General features: G+C 52.1%; 18 protein-coding genes. 5 read left to right on the top strand and 13 right to left on the bottom strand.

Features of this window, described 5'->3' with window-relative positions:
- Positions 1 to 29 precede the first annotated feature (29 nt).
- From mraY to HMPREF3201_RS10340, 9 genes are all read right to left on the bottom strand, one after another.
- Complete coding sequence (mraY, locus tag HMPREF3201_RS10380) at positions 30 to 995, bottom strand: phospho-N-acetylmuramoyl-pentapeptide-transferase (RefSeq protein WP_062412998.1); 966 nt, start codon at positions 993 to 995, stop codon at positions 30 to 32.
- Between the two features lie 5 nt (positions 996 to 1,000).
- Positions 1,001 to 2,371: a UDP-N-acetylmuramoyl-tripeptide--D-alanyl-D-alanine ligase gene (murF, locus tag HMPREF3201_RS10375; protein ID WP_062412997.1), complete on the bottom strand. Its 1,371-nt coding sequence runs from the start codon at positions 2,369 to 2,371 to the stop codon at positions 1,001 to 1,003.
- Positions 2,371 to 3,876: a UDP-N-acetylmuramoyl-L-alanyl-D-glutamate--2,6-diaminopimelate ligase gene (locus HMPREF3201_RS10370; RefSeq protein ID WP_062412996.1), complete on the bottom strand. Its 1,506-nt coding sequence runs from the start codon at positions 3,874 to 3,876 to the stop codon at positions 2,371 to 2,373. Before HMPREF3201_RS10370 ends, murF begins: the two co-directional genes overlap by 1 nt.
- A 117-nt stretch (positions 3,877 to 3,993) precedes the next feature.
- Positions 3,994 to 4,389, bottom strand: a complete 396-nt coding sequence (gene ftsL / locus HMPREF3201_RS10365; RefSeq protein WP_062412995.1) for a cell division protein FtsL — start codon at positions 4,387 to 4,389, stop codon at positions 3,994 to 3,996.
- A 13-nt stretch (positions 4,390 to 4,402) separates the two neighbouring features.
- Positions 4,403 to 5,335, bottom strand: a complete 933-nt coding sequence (gene rsmH / locus HMPREF3201_RS10360; RefSeq protein WP_062412994.1) for a 16S rRNA (cytosine(1402)-N(4))-methyltransferase RsmH — start codon at positions 5,333 to 5,335, stop codon at positions 4,403 to 4,405.
- An 8-nt stretch (positions 5,336 to 5,343) separates the two neighbouring features.
- A complete protein-coding gene (mraZ, locus tag HMPREF3201_RS10355) occupies positions 5,344 to 5,784 on the bottom strand; it encodes a division/cell wall cluster transcriptional repressor MraZ (protein WP_044504228.1) in 441 nt (146 codons plus the stop codon).
- Between the two features lie 146 nt (positions 5,785 to 5,930).
- The gene (gene gluQRS, locus HMPREF3201_RS10350; RefSeq protein WP_062412993.1) at positions 5,931 to 6,860 is read right to left on the bottom strand and encodes a tRNA glutamyl-Q(34) synthetase GluQRS; all 930 of its coding nucleotides are present in this window, start codon (positions 6,858 to 6,860) and stop codon (positions 5,931 to 5,933) included.
- A gap of 12 nt (positions 6,861 to 6,872) precedes the next feature.
- A complete protein-coding gene (locus HMPREF3201_RS10345; protein WP_062412992.1) occupies positions 6,873 to 9,794 on the bottom strand; it encodes an insulinase family protein in 2,922 nt (973 codons plus the stop codon).
- 99 nt (positions 9,795 to 9,893) lie between these two features.
- Positions 9,894 to 10,541: an HAD hydrolase-like protein gene (locus HMPREF3201_RS10340; RefSeq protein ID WP_062412991.1), complete on the bottom strand. Its 648-nt coding sequence runs from the start codon at positions 10,539 to 10,541 to the stop codon at positions 9,894 to 9,896.
- A gap of 565 nt (positions 10,542 to 11,106) precedes the next feature.
- On the opposite strand from HMPREF3201_RS10340, the gene HMPREF3201_RS10335 reads away from it, so the two are divergent.
- Together HMPREF3201_RS10335 and HMPREF3201_RS10330 are read left to right on the top strand one after the other, a co-directional pair.
- Positions 11,107 to 12,585: an aldehyde dehydrogenase family protein gene (locus tag HMPREF3201_RS10335; RefSeq protein ID WP_062412990.1), complete on the top strand. Its 1,479-nt coding sequence runs from the start codon at positions 11,107 to 11,109 to the stop codon at positions 12,583 to 12,585.
- A 92-nt stretch (positions 12,586 to 12,677) separates the two neighbouring features.
- Positions 12,678 to 13,313, top strand: a complete 636-nt coding sequence (locus HMPREF3201_RS10330; RefSeq protein ID WP_062412989.1) for a 3'-5' exonuclease — start codon at positions 12,678 to 12,680, stop codon at positions 13,311 to 13,313.
- 20 nt (positions 13,314 to 13,333) lie between these two features.
- On the opposite strand, the gene HMPREF3201_RS10325 is transcribed toward HMPREF3201_RS10330, so the two are convergent.
- Genes HMPREF3201_RS10325 through deoD form a run of 4 tightly spaced genes read right to left on the bottom strand, consistent with a single transcriptional unit; the run spans position 13,334 to position 15,858 of the window.
- Entirely contained in the window at positions 13,334 to 13,966 is a 633-nt protein-coding gene (locus HMPREF3201_RS10325; protein WP_062412988.1) for a radical SAM protein, read from the bottom strand.
- The gene (queD, locus tag HMPREF3201_RS10320; protein WP_062412987.1) at positions 13,956 to 14,285 is read right to left on the bottom strand and encodes a 6-carboxytetrahydropterin synthase QueD; all 330 of its coding nucleotides are present in this window, start codon (positions 14,283 to 14,285) and stop codon (positions 13,956 to 13,958) included. The genes HMPREF3201_RS10325 and queD overlap by 11 nt, the downstream gene beginning before the upstream one ends.
- 33 nt (positions 14,286 to 14,318) lie before the next feature.
- The gene (locus HMPREF3201_RS10315) at positions 14,319 to 15,143 is read right to left on the bottom strand and encodes an amidohydrolase family protein (protein ID WP_062412986.1); all 825 of its coding nucleotides are present in this window, start codon (positions 15,141 to 15,143) and stop codon (positions 14,319 to 14,321) included.
- A 7-nt stretch (positions 15,144 to 15,150) separates the two neighbouring features.
- Positions 15,151 to 15,858, bottom strand: a complete 708-nt coding sequence (gene deoD, locus HMPREF3201_RS10310) for a purine-nucleoside phosphorylase (protein WP_062412985.1) — start codon at positions 15,856 to 15,858, stop codon at positions 15,151 to 15,153.
- A gap of 354 nt (positions 15,859 to 16,212) precedes the next feature.
- Between deoD and HMPREF3201_RS10305 the strand changes: the two genes are divergently transcribed.
- From HMPREF3201_RS10305 to HMPREF3201_RS10295, 3 genes are read left to right on the top strand one after another with little or no spacing between them, the layout of a single operon-like run.
- The gene (locus HMPREF3201_RS10305; RefSeq protein WP_062412984.1) at positions 16,213 to 17,001 is read left to right on the top strand and encodes a DUF4931 domain-containing protein; all 789 of its coding nucleotides are present in this window, start codon (positions 16,213 to 16,215) and stop codon (positions 16,999 to 17,001) included.
- Between the two features lie 23 nt (positions 17,002 to 17,024).
- Entirely contained in the window at positions 17,025 to 17,750 is a 726-nt protein-coding gene (locus HMPREF3201_RS10300) for a metallophosphoesterase (RefSeq protein ID WP_062412983.1), read from the top strand.
- A complete protein-coding gene (locus tag HMPREF3201_RS10295; RefSeq protein WP_062412982.1) occupies positions 17,747 to 17,977 on the top strand; it encodes a hypothetical protein in 231 nt (76 codons plus the stop codon). The genes HMPREF3201_RS10300 and HMPREF3201_RS10295 overlap by 4 nt, the downstream gene beginning before the upstream one ends.
- Positions 17,978 to 18,013: the final 36 nt, after the last annotated feature.

Below are 18,013 nucleotides of genomic sequence, written 5' to 3'. Positions count from 1 at the left end.
ATGGTCTTAACAATGGGAAAAGGCGATCGTTACTTGCCTGCCATGACGACGATAATCGCCAAGATAGCCATCAACGCCGAAAAACTCCAAAAGACAGTAACGACTTTTACTTCGCTCCAACCGGACAGTTCAAAATGGTGATGAATCGGGCTCATCTTAAAGACCCGGACGCCCCGCGTCTTAAAGGAAATGACCTGGATGATAACCGACAAGGCTTCGAGAACGTAGAGGCCGCCGGCCAAGATGAGTAAGAGTTCGGTCTTGGTCAGAATAGCCATGGCTGCTAAGGCGCCGCCGAGAGCCAGGGACCCCGTATCGCCCATGAACATTTTAGCCGGATGCTGGTTATAGAACAAGAAGCCCAGGCAGGCACCGGTCAGGGCCGTGCTGAAAATGGCAAAATGCGTATAGCCCAGGGCAACGGCGATGACGACGTAGGCAACGGCCGTAATCGAGCACGAACCGGCTGCCAAGCCATCGAGTCCGTCGGTCAGGTTGACGGCATTGCTGGCACCGACGATCATGACGAAGACGAAGAGGTAGTAGAACCAGCCTAAGTCAACGGTAATCGACGTGAAAGGAATCCACAAGGTCGTGGGAAAATGAAGGAAGGCTTGGAGGATGTAGCAGAAAACGGCAGCCATGACGAACTGGCCGGCGAGTTTCTGTTTTGCCGTAAGGCCCAGGTTGCGGTGTTTGACGGCCTTGATGGAGTCATCTAAAAAGCCGATGACGCCGTGACCGAGGGTCAGGAATAAGGCCAGGGCCTTTCTGATTTCCATCGGATCAAAGAGCAGGCAGGCCACGGTCAGCGCCGTCAGGATGAGGATGCCCCCCATCGTCGGTGTGCCGGCTTTATACTTATGGCTTTCCGGCCCTTCCTCCCGTTCAGACTGGCGGGCGTGGAACTGTTTCAGTTTTTTGATGACGAAAGGTCCCAGGACAAGGCCGATGACCAGGCTGACGATGAAGCTGAAAATCAGCATTTTAAACATTCACATTACTTCCTTTCAAAATAGGGCAGTATTTTTTCCATAGCAAAGCTGCGCGAACCTTTTAACAGGACGGTATCGCCATGGCGGATCAAAGTTTTCAGTTGTCGTGCCGCTTCTTCATGGGTCGTCGTCGTATAGACGGCTTCCATGCCGGCTTCCCGGGCTGCCAGAGCAATATCGTCGGCCAGATCACCCATGGTAATGAGGGCGTCGAGCTTCATATCGGCCACTAAGCGGCCGATGGCCCGGTGCTCGTCTTTGGCCCAGTCGCCGAGTTCACCCATACCGCCGAGAACGGCAATCTTACGGCCCTTGGTCAAGAGGTCCAAGGTGCGGATGGCTTCAGCCATCGAAGCTGGATTGGCATTATAGGTGTCATTGATGAAAGTATAAGGCCCGAGGTGCAGGAGTTCCTGGCGCATGGCCATGCCTCGGTAAGCGGAAAGGCCTGCTTGCAGTTCCGAGTCGCTGAGACCAGTCACATAGCCGGCGGCAATCGCCGCTAAAGCGTTATAGACGTTGTGGCGGCCGATGACTGGAACGGAAACGTCAAAGGTGCGGTCAAAGCAGTGGCAAGTAAAGCGAACGCCTTTTTCATCACAGACGATGTTCTCGGCCCGGATATGAGCCGATTCTCCCGTTCCGTAGAGGATGGACCGGCCTTGGCAGAGATCCTGCATCGGGGCCACGAAAGGATCGTCCCCGTTTAAGATAGCCGTTCCATTGGCATCGAGGCCCTGGACCAATTCGGACTTGGCCTTGGCAATATTTTCCTGAGAACCTAAGAGCTCGATATGGCTCTTGCCGACATTGGTAACGACGCCGATGGTCGGCTCGCCGATATCGACCAATTCGGCAATCTGTCCGAGGCCGCGCATGCCCATTTCGACGACGCAGGCTTCGTGGTCTGCGGTCAGCTGGAACAAGGTCTTGGGCAGGCCGATTTCATTATTATAATTCTTTTCTGTCTGCAGTACCTTATATTTTTTACTCAAGACGGCGGCAATCATATTGCGCGTCGACGTCTTCCCTACCGAGCCGGTTACGGCGATGACGGGAATGGAAAAACGGCGGCGGTGAAAGCGAGCCAAATCCTGATAAGCTTTGAGCGTATCGGGAACGACGAAAATCGGTACGGCAGCTCCCTTATATTCCGGCCGCAGTTCCGAAACGACGGCGCCGGCTGCGCCCGACGAGAGGGCCTTTAAGACGAAATCATGGCCGTCAAAAGAGGTCCCCTTGAAGGCGACGAAAAGGGAGCCCTTTTCAACCGCCCGGGTATCGGTGCAAACGTCATGAAAAAGCACGCTCCCTACGGAAGAGAGCAGACGGGCTCCCGTCGCTTTCTGTACTTCTTCACTGGTAAAATCAGCCATTATTTATCTCCTCGATGCAGATCGCGAACGGCATTGCGCGCTTCTTCGCGATCGTCAAAGTGAATCGTGCCGTCATTTAAGATCTGATACGTTTCATGACCTTTGCCGGCAATGACGATGATATCGTTTTCTTGTGCCAGTTCGACGGCGCGATAAATGGCTTCACGGCGATTGACGATGACTTCATGGTGCTGTCCGGCCTTGAGTCCCTGTTTTACGCCTTCTTCGACTTCGGCGACGATGGCGTCAGGATTTTCCGACCGCGGATTATCCGAGGTGACGATAGGAATATCGGCAAGTTCTGCGCCGATGCGGCCCATGATGGGGCGTTTGGTCCGGTCGCGGTCACCACCGCAGCCAAAGACGGCAATGACGTGATTGGGGTTCATGGCCCGCGCCGTTTCCAAAGCCTTTTCGAGGCTGTCCGGCGTATGGGAATAGTCGACGACGATCGCAAAGGGCTGACCGGCTTCGACGAGTTCAAAACGGCCGGCTACGGAGTGGAAGGTCTGAATGGCCTTGTCGATGGTCGCTTCGTCGATGCCTTCGGCATGAGCAGCACCGATAGCAGCCAGGGTATTGTAAACGTTGAACAGGCCGGTAATATTCATATTGAGATGGACATTGACAAAGGGGCCGACGACGTCGAAGGACGAGCGTTTCAATTCGACATTTAAATTCGAGCCTTTGAGGTCGGCATCTTTTTCAACACCATAGGTCAAGACCTGGCAGTGGCAGGCCTGGAGAATCTGTTTGGACCACGGATCATCGACGTTTACGATGGCCGTTTTATTTTCCTTGACATGGTCGGCAGCGGTCAGGCTCTGGAAGAGCTTGGCTTTGGCAGCGACGTAATTTTCCATGGTCTTATGGAAATCGAGATGGTCCTGCGTGAGGTTGGTAAAGACCGCCGTATCATATTCGATGCCGGCGACGCGGTCTAAGGCCAAGGCGTGGCTGGACACTTCCATGACGACATGGGTCATGCCCTTTTCATACATCAGGGCCAAAAAGCGCTGGAGTTCGACGACGTCCGGCGTCGTATTGTGAATGGGCAGTTCTTCATCGTCGATGAGGGCGTGAATCGTGCCGATGACGCCGACGTGATGGCCGGCAGAACGGAGGATATGGGCGATGATGTGAGTCGTCGTCGTCTTGCCGTTGGTGCCGGTGACGCCGATCATGCGCATCTTTTTGCCGGGATAGTCATAAAAGAACGGGACCATGTCTTCTAAGGCATGGTGAATGTCGGGGACCTGGATCTGGACCGTGCTCGACGGCAGGTCGAGATGTTTCGTCGTCAAAACGGCGACGGCACCCTTTTCGACCGCCTGAGCTGCAAAAGCAGCCCCGTCGACGTGAGCGCCGGAAATGCAGACGAATAAGTAGCCCGCTTCGATTTCCCGGGAGTCCGACGAAATGCCGGTAACCACCGTATCCGCGCTACCGCTGAGATTATAAATACCTTTAAGTTGCTTACAAAGTTCACCTATTGTTTTTGTCATTATTATAGAACCTCCTTGACGGTTCATTTCATTGTACTGTTCTACATTGTACAGCTTTATTGGATAAATAACAATGAGGTCGTCGCACAAAAGTGCGTCGACCTCTCATTAAAGCAATTATCGACGGTTCCCCTTTGCGGCCTGATCGCTTTGATTCCCGTAGAGAATACGTGATGGTGCCACCATTCCCAATTGTTTCGTCGCCGTCGTATAAATCCGTTCCGGCGTTTCCAATTTGGAAATTTGGACTCGCAACTGTTCATTTTCCCGCTGTAACTGCTGTGCTTGAAGTTTTAATTCCATGAGTTCGCCGCTTTTCTGATACGTCCAAGACGTAATGAGAATAGTGGCGATGGCAATCGCTGCGATCATTCCAATGGGAATCAGAATATATACGGCTCCCTGCTGAATAACCTGTACTGCAGCCGACTGCCACAGGGGAACGCTTCTTTCTTCATGTAAATTTCCGACTTTCCTTGCCAGCATACGCAACACATCCATTTCAATAATCATTAGCTAGGCTCCTTCATTTACGGATACCGACGCGAAGTTTTGCACTGCGGGCCCGCGGATTCAAATCCAGTTCCTCCGGCGACGGTAAAATGGGTTGTCGCTTTACTTTTAGGATGGCCTGATGATGGCAGGTGCAAACCGGCATATCCGGCGGACAGATACAATCAGTCGCCAAAAGACGCAGCGTCTGTTTTGCAATACGATCCTCCAATGAATGGAAGGTAATGACACACAAACGTCCTCCTCGCTTTAAACGCTGAGCGGCATGTTCCAGGGAATCCTTTAAGATTCCCAATTCGTCATTGACTTCGATTCGGATGGCCTGAAACGTTCGCTTTGCCGGGTGCGGCCCGTCTTTGCGAGCGCCGGCCGGGATAGCCTTTTTAATGACCTGAACCAGCTCTTCCGTCCGTTCCAAGGGCTTTTCCTGACGCTCTTTCACGATGAATTCGGCAATGCGCTTAGCCCACCGCTCTTCCCCGTAATCCTTGATGATACGGTACAAGTCGGCCTCACTGTAGCCATTGACGATATCGTAAGCGCTGCGGCCTTGGCTGCGATCCATGCGCATGTCGAGCGGCCCGTCCTGCATATAAGAAAATCCCCGGTCCGGTGTATCCAGTTGGTAACTCGATACGCCGAGATCAAACATGATGCCGTCGACGGTATCGATTCCCAATTCGTCGAGGACTTCCGATATATACCTGAAATTTCGCTGCACGAAAATATGTCGGCACGAGGTATCAGCCAGGCGTTCCGTTGCCGCTGCAATGGCATCGCGGTCCTGGTCAAGACCAATGATCGTCGCCTGTCCTGTCAGCTGATCAGCCAAAGCTCTGGAATGACCGCCGCCGCCGAGGGTACAGTCGACGTAAACGCCGCTGGTATCAGTTATTAAATTGGCTATGGTTTCCTTACGAAGAACACTGACGTGGTGAAAATCCATAATTCCTCCTAAAAGTCCAGGTTCAGGAAATCGTCGAGGCTTTCGGCGATTTCTTCCATGGCCGGAACAGTCTTGGCAACATAGGCTTCATATGCGTCTTTACTCCAAATTTCGACCTTGTCTCCTGTCCCCAGAACGGTCACATCCTTAACCAGCTTCGCATAGGCCCGCAAAGTAGCCGGAATAAGGATACGGCCTTGCTTATCGAATTCGACTTCAGCAGCACTGCCAAAGACGAATCGCTGGAAAGCACGGACGTTTTCCTTGGATGCCTTCAACTGTTTTAAACTTCCGGCAAACCTCATCCATGCTTCCATCGTGTAAACGGAAAGGCAGCCTTCCAAACCTCGGGTAACGATGAAGGTTGGCCCGAGTTCATCCCGAAATTTGACAGGCAAAATGACGCGACCTTTAGCGTCGATTGTATGTTCGTATTCTCCCATAAACATTAGGCGCGTCACTCCTTTCACTCTCCACCACATTCTACCACATTTACACACCTTGTGACAATAATGTTGACAAGAAATGGTAAAAAAAATAAGCTGTCGCTCTGGCGACAGCCTACTTTTTTTAATATATCGTTTAGTAAACCGATTTACTTCATCGTTCCGGCAATCACAATCGGTTCTGTTCGCAGTTTTTTGAAGTCACAGATGTTGACCAAATCGGCCCGGCTGTAGCGGCGCCGTTCAGGGACCAAGCCGCCGGCGTAAGCCAGGTGGGACAATATCGTCTCGGCATCGACGCCGTCCTGCCTGAGGGCGCGGACGGTAATGCCTTGCTGCCGTTTTGACAGGCGGTTCCCATCGCCGTCGATGAGCATCGGCACGTGGGTATAGCAAGGGGCCTCATAGCCGAGGATCTTCATGAGCCAGATCTGCTGCGCCGTTGACGACAGCAAATCTTCGCCGCGCAGGACGTGGGTAATAGCCATGCTCCCGTCATCGACGGAAACGGCCAGTTGATAGGCATACATATCATCGGCCCGGCGAACGACGAAGTCACCGCAGGAGCTCGGCAGATCGTCCTGCTGCCGGCCGTAAACGGAGTCGGTAAAGGAAACCGTCTCCTTCGATACGTGGATGCGCCACGATGGTTTCTTGGTCATACGGCGGCGCTCATCTTCACTGAGGCCATAACAATGGCCGTCGTAGACGGTATGCTCGCCGGCATGGGGCGCACCGATGGCCTGAAGCCGCGTCCGACTGCAGTAACAGGGATAGAGCAGTCCCTTTTCCCGCAGCACCGCCAAGGCCTCATCATAACGATCGTAGCGTTCTTGCTGGATATAGGGCCCGTAAGGGCCTCCCACATCGGGACCTTCGTCCCAGGTAAGGCCCAGCCAGGAAAGGTCTTCCATAAGGGCCTTGGTGTAAACGGCCTTCGAACGCTGTTCATCGATATCTTCAATCCGAAGGACCAAGGTGCCTCCGGCCTGGCGCACTTGGAGCCAGGCCAAGAAGGCCGACCAGACGTTGCCGAGATGAATATAGCCCGTCGGGCTCGGAGCAAATCGGCCTCGCATGGAAGCCACGCCTTAGTCGGGAAGGGAAACGAGGTTCGTAAACAGGTCTTTTTCCTGGCGAATCGTCGCTTCACTACCCATGACGCAGAGATTGTTGTCTTCCATGACCGATCCGATGAGAGGGGCCAACGCCTTGATATCGGCGACCGTCGTCGCCAGGAGCTGATCGCGGCGAGCCTGGGCGACTTCATCCGTCGTTCCCGTAAAGTAGCGGGTCATAGCTTTTTCACCGCGCAGGGACGGCGTTAAGGGCACGTCGATGCGGCTCAGGGTACCGATGACGTATTTCGTCATTTCCCGATCCGATACGTCAAAGGTCTTTAAGTATTCCGCCAAGCCGTCATAGGCTTCGACGCTGGAGCGCAGGTTCGGGTCGCGGTAGGAGCAAAATACCATGTCGCCGTTGTCATAGAAGCGGGTAAAGGCGCCGTAGGCCCCGCCTTGGACGCGGACCTTGGTCCACAAGTAACCGTACTGGAGGATCGTGTCGAGGACCATCAGGGCACCGGTATAGTCGTAGCCGTGACCGCGGAAATTGCCGCCTTTAGCGACATACTGGACGGTACCGCTGGTCATGATGCCTTCGTTCTTGGCGCTGAGGCCAAAGTCGCAGAGACCGGTCCGTTTTTCTCCCTGCGGCAGGGCTTTTGTCCAGCTGGAAGCACTGGCTTTGGCCCCTTCCCAATCGCTGTCACTGGCCGTCATTTCTAAGGTCAGGGCCGAACGACTGAAGATTTTTTCCATGAGGGTTGCCAGTTTTTCGCCGATGTCATCGGCATCGGTCTTGATGCGTTTGGCAATGTCGGTGATGAATTCATAGTACGAGAATTCTCCGGCATCGCAGAAAGCTTCTACAGGCGAGACGTACGATAAGACGCGGTGCATGACGATCGTATGACCCCGGCGGAAGGTGTCCATATCCCAGCCAGCCTTGATTTCGTCGACGAGTTCGATCAGTCGTTCCTTATTGGTAAAGACCGTTTCCAAGGAGATTTCCCGCAAAAGGTCGATCAATTTGTCGAAATTGAGGGCTAATCCCTTGGCCTTGATCCGGAAGACCGGCATGTAATCGGTATTGTCCACGCGGTTGGAATAGGCCGAAACACTGTAGCCGATGCCGCCGGTGTAGAGGTCGATGAGGGACGCCAATTCGCCATACGTATGGGACTTGGTGTCAATATCGCCGAGGATATCGCTCAAGAGATAGGCATAGGAAATTTCTTCCCGCGTCAGGCCGTGAAGGTCGAAGTAGGCATTGATGTAGGTAATGCCATTCGTTTCGTCCGGCACGTGGCACAAGGTCACATCGCCGAGCTGTTCTTTATGCATGACTACCGTATCGATTTTCTTTTCGAGGTCGTCCCGGGATAAGGTCGGAATCGATTCCAAGGCTTCCGGCGTGTCCGGTGTAGCCTGGCGCTGTTTCAGGGCTGCCGATTCGGCGACGATGGCATCGATTTCTTCCTTCGTAAGCGACGCTTTATAAGCTGCCAACTTATCGGCTAAGGCTTTATCGCGTTTTTCCGTAAGGCCCGGTTCCGGTACCAAGGATACCAGGGCGTAGTAGGAATTGTCGAGGATATAGCGCTGAATCAAGTCTTCAAAATAACCGCTGTCGATGCCCTTACGCAGGACGTCGAGGGATTTTTCATAAGACAAGGCTTCTAAGGGATCGAGGTCATAGAGCCAAGTATCCATGCAGCGAATGGCATAGATGAGGCCCTTAGGACGACCGGCAAAGTCGGCTTCACGCAGGGTAAATTCCGTCCGGTTCAAAGCGCCGGTAAGCAGCGTCTTGTCGAGGCCGTCTTTGACCATGCGGCGCAACACATCGGTGACGATGGGCATGATCTTGTCCTGCTTATCCGGATCGGAGCCGTTGACGGAGATGCCCCACAAAGGCTGCAGGATGCCGTCCTGGAAGTCACCGGAAATATCTTTGCCAAGACCGGCATCGACGAGAGCCTTCTTAAGGGGCGCTGCCGGCGACTGGAGAAGGACGTAGGTCAGGACTTTAAAGGCCAAGGCGACCGTCGGATCGAGGGCCTGATCGATGACGTAGGTCAGGCTGTGGAGGGTCTTGTGTTCCGTTTTTTCCCCAGAGGCGATGCCGTAAGGATAGGTCTTTACGGTGCTGCCTGGGAAAGCCTGGCGGCCGATGGCCGAATCGACGGACTGGAGCTGGAACTTACTAAGGTATTCGCCATCGATGAAGGCCAAGGTCTGGTCGATGTCCATATCGCCGTAGAGGAAGATATAGCTGTTGGCCGGATGATAGTACGTGCCGTGGAATTTGACGAAGTCTTCCTGGGTCAGATTTGGAATGTCGTCGGGATCCCCGCCAGATTCGACGCCATAGGTCGTATCGGGGAAGAGATTTTCCATGACGTGCCGTTCAAGCTGGGAATCGGGCGACGAAAAGACGCCTTTCATTTCATTATAGACGACGCCGCGGTAAATGAGGTCGCTGTCGGCCGAATCGAGATGGTAATGCCAGCCTTCCTGCATCAAGACCTGTTTATCCTTTAACATATTCGGGAAGAAGACGGCGTCCATGTAAACGTCCATCAAATTCTTGAAGTCGGCGGCATTACGGCTGGCCACGGGATACATCGTCTTATCGGGGAAGGTCATGGCGTTGAGGAAGGTATTGAGCGAACCTTTGACCAATTCGACGAAGGGTTCTTTTAACGGGAATTTCCGGGAACCGCAAAGGGTCGAATGCTCGCAGATATGAGGCACACCGGTGCTGTCCGACGGCGTCGTCCGGAAGGAGATGGAAAAGACCTTATTGTCGTCGTCATTTTCAATATAAAGCAGACGGGCACCGGACTGGTCGTGATGCAGTTCATAAGCCTGGCTGTGGAGTTCCGGAACGTACTGCGAACGCTCAACAGTAAAGCCGTGAATCTTTTGTTTTTCTTGTAACTTCATAAAAACACTCCTTATCATGATATGTCGTATAATATAGCTTACATAAAATCAGTATATATTTATAGGTCACTGTGCCTTACGGCCATCGCAGTGAATGAGTCAGTCAGAAAGCAGCATCCGGCCGAGGTCTTCAACGGTCTCGGCGATATAATCGGGACGATACTCTTTTCGTTCCGCTCCATTGCCGTAGCCGTAGCCAGCGTAAATGACGGGAAGGCCCAGTTCGTGAGCGCCGATGATATCGAATTTACGGTCGCCGACCATGACTGCTTCCCCTTTTTGAATGGATCCGATGCCTTTTAAGATACGAGCCATGACGTCAGCCTTAGAATCGGTGCCACCAATGGCAGGACCGGCAATGGCTTCTAAATACGGTGCTAGACCGAATTTTTCACAAATCGCTTCGGCATGGACCTGAGGCTTCGAAGTGGCCACAAAAGAGCGAATGCCCTTTTCTTTTAAATTCTTTAATAAAGGAACGATGCCTTCAAAAGCACGGTTTTCAAACTTTCCAATCGTACTGTACCGTTCCTGGAAAAAGGAATAGGCTTGACGGGCTTTTTCCGGGGAAAAGCCATAATAGCCTTCAAAGGTATCTAAGAGCGGCGGTCCGACGATGACGTGCGGATCGAGGCGGCCTTCTGAAGAAATGCCCATCTTTTCTAAGGCATAGGCCACGGAATTAATAATACCCTCTTTAGAATCAGTTAAAGTTCCATCGAGGTCAAATAAGACGTATTTATACATTGGCTATACTCCTGAAATCTATACTTGTTGTGTACGCTATCTATTTTAGCGTGCTTTCCTGATATTTGCAAACCGGCACCTTTCGTAACCGATCGCAAGGCCCCACCGTTGCGGTAAGCAACCTTTCAGAACGTTAAGTCTGTCCATTCCGCCTTACAAGCCCCTAAGATGGTTGACCTGTACCGCGCCCTTTGCAGTATGGATTTATAAGACCCAGAAAAATCTCTTTATCTTCAAAATAATATATACGAATCCGAATCCCCCTTCGTTTGTCAAGGATTTTGCAGCATGAGCGAGTGACGTTACCTGATGTTTCCTCGTAAAAAAATAGGAGAAGTACTTTCTATTTGCGTACTATAATAAGGGAATCACATGGTTTTCTTCTATTTGTAAGCATGGCAAAAGGCGCCATATATCTCACTTTTTTTCATAAACCATTTTGTATTACGTTCTTTTTAGTACAATATTGACCATTTTCGTACACTTATGCTATAATGCATTTAGCAATAACAAAGAACAATTTTTACTTAAATTTTAAAATCATACAAAAAGGGAGTGTTAATTCATGGAAAATGCTATTCGCTCATCTTACGACCTCTATATTAACGGCAAATGGGTTCCCGCCAGCGACGGCTCAACCTTCAAAGCCTTCAATCCTTCTAACGGTGAACAGTTATCGGTCTGCGCCGAAGCGACGAAAGAAGACGTCGACGCTGCCGTCCGTGCCGCCGAAGCTGCTTTCCCGGCTTGGAAAAAGGTATCCCCCATCGACCGTCAGAACATCCTCTTAAAAATCGCTGATGTTATCGACCAGAACGCCGATAAACTAGCCCTCATCGAATCCCTCGACAACGGCAAGCCGATTCGTGAAACGAGAAACATCGACATCCCGTACAGTGCCGACCACTTCCGTTACTTTGCCGCCGTCCTTCGCGACGAAGAAGGCCGCGTCTCGAGCCTCGATGAAAACATGATGAGTATCGTCATCCATGAACCGATCGGTGTCGTCGGCCAGGTCATCCCCTGGAACTTCCCCTTCCTCATGGGTGCTTGGAAACTGGCTCCGGCCTTGGCTGCCGGCTGCACGATCGTCCTCAAACCGTCGAGCTCGACGTCCCTCAGCCTCCTCGAATTGATGCACCTCTTAGAAGGCGTCCTGCCTGCCGGTGTCGTCAATATCATTACCGGTAAGGGCTCCCGTTCCGGTCAGTATCTCCTCGACCATCCGGATATCCAGAAATTGGCCTTCACGGGTTCGACGGAAATCGGCCGCGACGTCTACAAAGCAGCTCAGGAAAAACTCATTCCGGCTACCCTTGAACTCGGCGGCAAATCGGCTAACATCTTCTTTGAAGACTGCAAATGGGACATGGCTATGGAAGGCGCCGAATTCGGCATCCTCTTCAACCAGGGCCAGGTCTGCAGCGCCGGTTCCCGTATCTTCGTACAGCGCAGCATTTACGACAAATTCGTAAACGAATTGGCTGAACGCTTCAACCGCGTCAAAGTCGGCCTGCCTTGGCTGAAAGAAACGCAGATGGGTGCTCAGGTCGACGAACGGCAGCTCGAAAAGATTTTGAGCTACATCGAACTCGGCAAAAAAGAAGGTGCCCGCCTGGTATGCGGCGGTGAAAAGATCACCACCGACGGCCTCGAAAAAGGTAACTTCATCCGTCCGACCATCTTCGCCGACGTCAAGAATGACATGCGCATCGCCCAGGAAGAAATCTTCGGGCCGGTCGTCGTCATCATCCCCTTCGATACGGAAGAAGAAGTCATCGATATGGCGAACGACAGCATTTACGGTCTCGGCGGCGCCGTATGGACCCGCGACATCAACCGTGCTCTGCGCGTAGCCAAAGGCGTGCAGACGGGTCGTATGTGGGTCAACACCTACAATGCCCTGCCGGCCGGCGCTCCTTTCGGCGGCTATAAACTCTCCGGTATCGGCCGTGAAACGGATAAGTCGACCATGTACCACTACATGCAGACCAAGAACATCCTTATCAACTTCTCGGAAAAACCGAATGGCTATTACGAATAATCACTTCGCCCGCCTATTTCCTGCTATAAATTGACAAAAACCTCCTTTCTTCCTATAATAATACCGTTATTGTGAAGAAAGGAGGTTTTTCCATGAAAAAGATGCTGTCCAAAAAGGAAAAGGCCCGTCGCCAAAGCATCCGCCTGTCGCCGGCTATCAAAGAAGCGATCCGCGGACTCGATCCGGCCCGCATCCTGACCCTCGACTTAGAGACGACGGGACTTACGGCAGATGCCGAAATCATTCAGCTTTCCATCATGAATGGTTTTGGCCAGGTTCTCTTGAACCGCTATTTCAAACCCATCCACACGGAACGATGGGACGAAGCGATGGAAGTCAATCATATCACGCCGGAACAAGTCGCCCATGAAGATCCCTTCATCCTCTGGGCCGATGAAGTCAGCCGTCTTTTCATGGACGCAGACCTCATCGTCGGCTACGGTACCTTCAACGATATCGAACGCCTCTATGAATCGGGCGTCGTCCTGCCCGACCGCGATATCTACCTGGACCTGGCCGAGGCTTTTTCTCTCATCCACTATAAGGAAACGAAGACCATCACCTATGCCAAACTGCGAAACTGCGCCGCCTATTATGGCTATGACAACCACCGCAGTTGGCATGACAGCCTGACCGATACGGACGCTACGTTATTCTGTTTCCACCACATGTTAGAAGATGACCGGGCCATCTTTAAAAAACGCCGTTACCCGCAGCTCTGCGGATAACGGCGTTTTGTCGTTTTTGGTTATACTCCTCGCAATTGAGGATCCCAGATGATTTTATGGAGCTGGACCTGAAGGTGCCAGTCCATCAGTTCATGTTCTTTCATAAAGTCGACGATCTGCGCCGGCTCAATCTGTCCAAAGATCGCCCCGACGTAGACAGCGCACTTCGGCTGATAGCGCCGGTAGACGGCTAAGGCCTGCTTGAGGTCGGCTTCGTCGCCGACGACGAACTTCAGGACATCCTGAGGCCGGAGTTTTTCAAAATTACTCTCCAGCATCCGGCCGGCCATATCCGACGACAGGCTCTTGTAGTCGACGGTGAACCAGACGTGATCGTACTTAAAATAGGGTTCGATGTCGACGCTGCCGTTGGTTTCAATATTGACGCTATGGCCTTTTAGGGCCGCCAGCAGGGCATGCACGTCCTGACAGAGGGGTTCGCCGCCGGTCAGGGTAACGTGGGGGTACGACACCTGTTTTACGATGTCGTCGACGTCCATGTCCTTCCCTTCCGTAAAGGCATAGGTCGTGTCACAGTAAGAACAACGCAGGTTACAGCCGCACAGGCGGATGAAGGAAGCCAGCTGGCCGGCCGTCTTCCCTTCGCCGTCGATGCTGTCGAAGATCTCATTGACACAGAGACTATACTTCATAAATAGCCACGTTCCCTTCGCTTTCCTGGACCTCGGCCCGGACGCAGTTCGGCACGGTGTCACAAATCCACTTGGCAATGTTTTCTGCCGTCGGATTGAAATCAAAGACGTCGTTTAAATTCTGATGATCCATCTTGGAATGGACCAGTTCTTTAATCTTTTTGAAGTCGACGACCATGCCGTTGTGATCGAGCGCTTCAGCCTGACAGGTCACGTGAATGATCCAGTTGTGGCCATGGAGATTTTGACATTTGCTGGCGTAGTCGAGGACTAAGTGGTGAGATGCGGATACTTCCAGCCGCTTGGTTACAGTGTACAAACAATTTCCTCCCTTACCGTGCATCACACCGGCTTATAAGCCGAGTTTGTAGATGCGGTTGGCATTATTAAAGAATACGTCATCCCAGTAAGCTTCGGGGATGAAACCTTTTACAAATGAAATGTAGTCGGCAATATTAGCCAAGGGCCAGTCCGTCCCGAACATGACCCGGTCATAGGCGCCGAGATACTTGAGCCAATCCCGGAGCATGGAAATGTAGCCCCGTTTATTGCGAAGGAAGGCAACCATATCGGGCACCTTGCCTTCAAGGAGTCCGGACAGATCGACGGCAACGTTGTGATTCTTTTCTAAGACGGCAATGGCATCCTGCAGAAAGGGATTGCCGATGTGGCACATGACCAACTGGACGTTAGGATGGCGCACAGCCGCTTCGTCGAGGGTCAGGGGATGGCTGTATTTCAAAAGGGCATTGGCCGTCGCCGTCAGCCCGGTGTGGATGGCGACGGGTTTATCATACTTTTCGGCCAATTCATAAATCGGATCGTACCACTCGTCGTAGACGTAGATATGGCTGTACCCCGGATAGAGCTTGATGCCGCAGCACTGACTTTTCTTTAAGTTTTCTTCGACATTGGCAGCGATACTGTCCATGTCGTCGTTGCCGGTCAGGCTGTCGATACCGATGCAGTAGCTCATATACTCCGGATAGTTATGTTTTTTGGCATCCAAGGTCTTATTGCTCATGACGACGCCGTGGACGACGTTGTTTTCGATAAAGGCCTGGTGCAGTGATTCTTCCGTATTGGTATAGCCGGCTGCCAGGGCTACCTGGTCGAAGCCGGGAAAGTCACAAAAGTGAAAGTGGCTGTCAATAACTTGTAATTCTTTTACTTTCATAAAAACCTCACTCCAAGATAGCCGTTTCTAAGGCAATCTGAATCATATCATCAAAGGACGTCTGCCGTTCTTCCGGCGTGCAGGCTTCTCCGGTCAATAAGTGGTCGCTGACCGTAAACAGTCCCAAGGCCTTGGCTCCGAATTTAGCCGCTGCCGTATAGAGGCCGGCCGTTTCCATTTCGACGGCCATGATGCCGTACTGGGTCAGTTTTTCGTTGTCGATTTCTTCATCGTAAAAGCGGTCGACAGAGACGACGTTGCCGACCCTTGCCGGGACGCCGAGGGCCGCTGCCTGACCATAAGCCTGGCACAAGAGGGTAAAGTCCGCTAAGGGCGCATAGTTGATCGAGCCGCCGAAAATATTGCGGATAATCGACGAATCGGTCGTCGCCCCCTGGGCCATGATGACGTCGCGGAGTTTGATATCCTGGCGCATGGCACCGCAGGTACCGACGCGAATCAGCTTTTTGACGCCGTAGTCGCGCATCAATTCCGTCGCGTAAATAGAAATGGAAGGAATCCCCATACCCGTCCCTTGAACGGACAGGCGGACGCCTTTATAGGTTCCGGTATAGCCGAGGATATTGCGGATCCGGGTATAGCAGAAGGTGTCATCCAAAAAATTTTCAGCAATATATTTCGCACGCAGCGGATCTCCGGGAAGTAGGATGCGATCGGCGATTTCGCCGTCGCGGGCAGCAATATGAATACTCATGTATAGTTCCTCCTTTACACATCATCTATCGAAAAACCTTCACAACGTACATGAAAGGGCAGTTATGGAATGAAAATCATGGAAGTCCATGCTTGATTTTAATCAATCCTCAACTCAATATCATACCACATTACTCTAGTTTTAGTCACACCGTTTTCGCGATTTTTCATATTTTTTTCAGACGAGACCGATTTGACAAGGCCCCTAGAATTGCCTATAATTAATGAAATTAAGGATGCCCCCACTTTGACTGCCCTTCTGCGGTGCCTGGCGGACATCCTTTTGTCGTATTGCAGTTTGAAATTGCCTCTCTCTATGCTACAATGTATAAGAAGCATCAAAAGGAGCGGTCGTATGTACGAAAATCCCTTATCCCACATTTTAGAATATAATCTGGACCTGGGCAAGACGAAGCCCGATACGGTCCATCGCGACGAAAGGTATTGCCCCTTCTGTGACGTCGCCCATTTGAAGAACGTCATGGAAAAACGGGGCCATATGATTTGGCTTGAAAATGCCTTTCCGGTCCTCAAGGACTCGTGGCAGACCCTCATCATCGAGACCGATGACTGTGACGGCGAGTTCTCCGACTATACACCGGAATACGCCCAAAAACTCATCGAATTCGGCCTCGAAAAATGGCAGCAAGTCAAGGATATGGGCAAATTTAAATCGGTTGTCTTCTATCGGAACCACGGCTACATGTCCGGTGGAACGATTCACCATCCCCATTCGCAGATCGTCGGCTTTAAAGACTATGACTACCATGAAGAGATAAAGCCCTTCCACTTCGTCGGTCCCACCATTTTCGAAGAAGAGGGCCTTACGGTCAACCTGTCGAAACGGCCCATCATCGGCTTTTACGAAGTCAACCTCATCTTGAAGGACCGGAAAAAGCTCGGCAAATTCGTCCGCTGCATGCAGACGACGGCCCATTATTTCATGCACTCCTTTATCCGCTTTAACGACAGTTACAACATCTTTTTCTATGACTTTCCCGATGATGATGCCTTATATGTCAAAATCATCCCGCGCTTTCTGACCAACCCGCTCTTTGTCGGCTACATGATTCCCCAGATTGCAAACGGAGGCCATTCAGCGCATTTCATCCATGAACTGCAGACGCGGCTTCATGAACTATAAGAAAGGACGGTCCTTATCCATTTATGCGTTTATTTGCAATAGGTGACTTACATTTATCGGGCAATCCGCCAAAAAAGCCGATGGAAGTCTTCGGCCCCCGCTGGAAAAATCATTGGCAGCGCATTGCCGAAGACTGGAAAAACAGAGTCACCGATGACGATACCGTCCTCATTGCCGGCGATACGTCGTGGGCCATGCGCCTCGACGAAGCCCAGGAGGACCTCGATCAAATCCGCGCCTTGCCGGGCAAAAAGCTCATCATCCGCGGCAATCACGATTACTGGTGGGCCAGTGCTGGAAAACTGAACCGCATGGATGCCGAAAATAACATGCACTATCTCTACGGTTCAACGGCCGTTCTCGACGACGGCACGATCATCTGCGGCACTCACGGCTGGATCTGCCCGGGCGACATCCATTACCAAGAAGAACGGGATGCCAAGCCGTACCGCCGCGAACTGCTGCGCGTCGAACGAACGCTGCAGGAGGCGGAAAAACTGGGCGGCGGTCCTACGATTCTCATGCTCCACTATCCACCAGTCTGCGACCTTACCAAGCCCAGCGGCTTTACAGAACTCTTAGAAAAATACAAGGTGCCACTCTGCATCTTCGGCCATCTCCACGGCATGCAGCCTGGGACGATGTTCCCCCGCCGCTATAACGGGACTCTGCTCCACCTCGTTTCGGCAGACTATCGGGACTGCAAGCTCCTTGAAATTAAATTCGACGGCGAGGAGGCCCTGCCATGAGTCAAATAGCCCAAAAACATCTCTTAGCCGGCATCATTTTCGGCGATGCCGAAACCGGCGAATACATCTACCTTCCCGGCGGCGAAGTCGGTACCGACCGGCCGCTCTGCGTCTTTGAACACGACGGTCAAAAAGAGGACATCGACCTCGAACAGGCGGGCTACCTCGTCGACCACCTGACGCTGAAAAAATGCAGCCACCCCACCCTCGGGAACCGTTCCTTTTAACGAACTGCATCCCAAAAGACAGCCGTTAGCCCAAAG

The sequence above is a fragment of the Megasphaera sp. MJR8396C genome (assembly GCF_001546855.1).
Taxonomy (GTDB): Bacteria; Bacillota; Negativicutes; order Veillonellales; family Megasphaeraceae; genus Megasphaera.
The sequence above is the reverse complement of the archived record's forward strand: the minus strand, read 5'-3'. Positions and strand labels throughout refer to the sequence as shown.

Coding starts and splice junctions, on each gene's coding strand:
- HMPREF3201_RS10325 (WP_062412988.1), bottom strand. CDS start 13,966: ATGAAGTATAGTCTCTGTGTCAATGAGATCTTCGACAGCATCGACGGC.
- HMPREF3201_RS10315 (WP_062412986.1), bottom strand. CDS start 15,143: ATGAAAGTAAAAGAATTACAAGTTATTGACAGCCACTTTCACTTTTGT.
- HMPREF3201_RS10345 (WP_062412992.1), bottom strand. CDS start 9,794: ATGAAGTTACAAGAAAAACAAAAGATTCACGGCTTTACTGTTGAGCGT.
- deoD (WP_062412985.1), bottom strand. CDS start 15,858: ATGAGTATTCATATTGCTGCCCGCGACGGCGAAATCGCCGATCGCATC.
- rsmH (WP_062412994.1), bottom strand. CDS start 5,335: ATGGATTTTCACCACGTCAGTGTTCTTCGTAAGGAAACCATAGCCAAT.
- HMPREF3201_RS10335 (WP_062412990.1), top strand. CDS start 11,107: ATGGAAAATGCTATTCGCTCATCTTACGACCTCTATATTAACGGCAAA.
- HMPREF3201_RS10370 (WP_062412996.1), bottom strand. CDS start 3,876: ATGACAAAAACAATAGGTGAACTTTGTAAGCAACTTAAAGGTATTTAT.
- HMPREF3201_RS10300 (WP_062412983.1), top strand. CDS start 17,025: ATGCGTTTATTTGCAATAGGTGACTTACATTTATCGGGCAATCCGCCA.
- gluQRS (WP_062412993.1), bottom strand. CDS start 6,860: ATGCGAGGCCGATTTGCTCCGAGCCCGACGGGCTATATTCATCTCGGC.
- HMPREF3201_RS10295 (WP_062412982.1), top strand. CDS start 17,747: ATGAGTCAAATAGCCCAAAAACATCTCTTAGCCGGCATCATTTTCGGC.
- HMPREF3201_RS10340 (WP_062412991.1), bottom strand. CDS start 10,541: ATGTATAAATACGTCTTATTTGACCTCGATGGAACTTTAACTGATTCT.
- ftsL (WP_062412995.1), bottom strand. CDS start 4,389: ATGATTATTGAAATGGATGTGTTGCGTATGCTGGCAAGGAAAGTCGGA.
- HMPREF3201_RS10305 (WP_062412984.1), top strand. CDS start 16,213: ATGTACGAAAATCCCTTATCCCACATTTTAGAATATAATCTGGACCTG.
- mraZ (WP_044504228.1), bottom strand. CDS start 5,784: ATGTTTATGGGAGAATACGAACATACAATCGACGCTAAAGGTCGCGTC.
- HMPREF3201_RS10330 (WP_062412989.1), top strand. CDS start 12,678: ATGAAAAAGATGCTGTCCAAAAAGGAAAAGGCCCGTCGCCAAAGCATC.
- mraY (WP_062412998.1), bottom strand. CDS start 995: ATGTTTAAAATGCTGATTTTCAGCTTCATCGTCAGCCTGGTCATCGGC.
- murF (WP_062412997.1), bottom strand. CDS start 2,371: ATGGCTGATTTTACCAGTGAAGAAGTACAGAAAGCGACGGGAGCCCGT.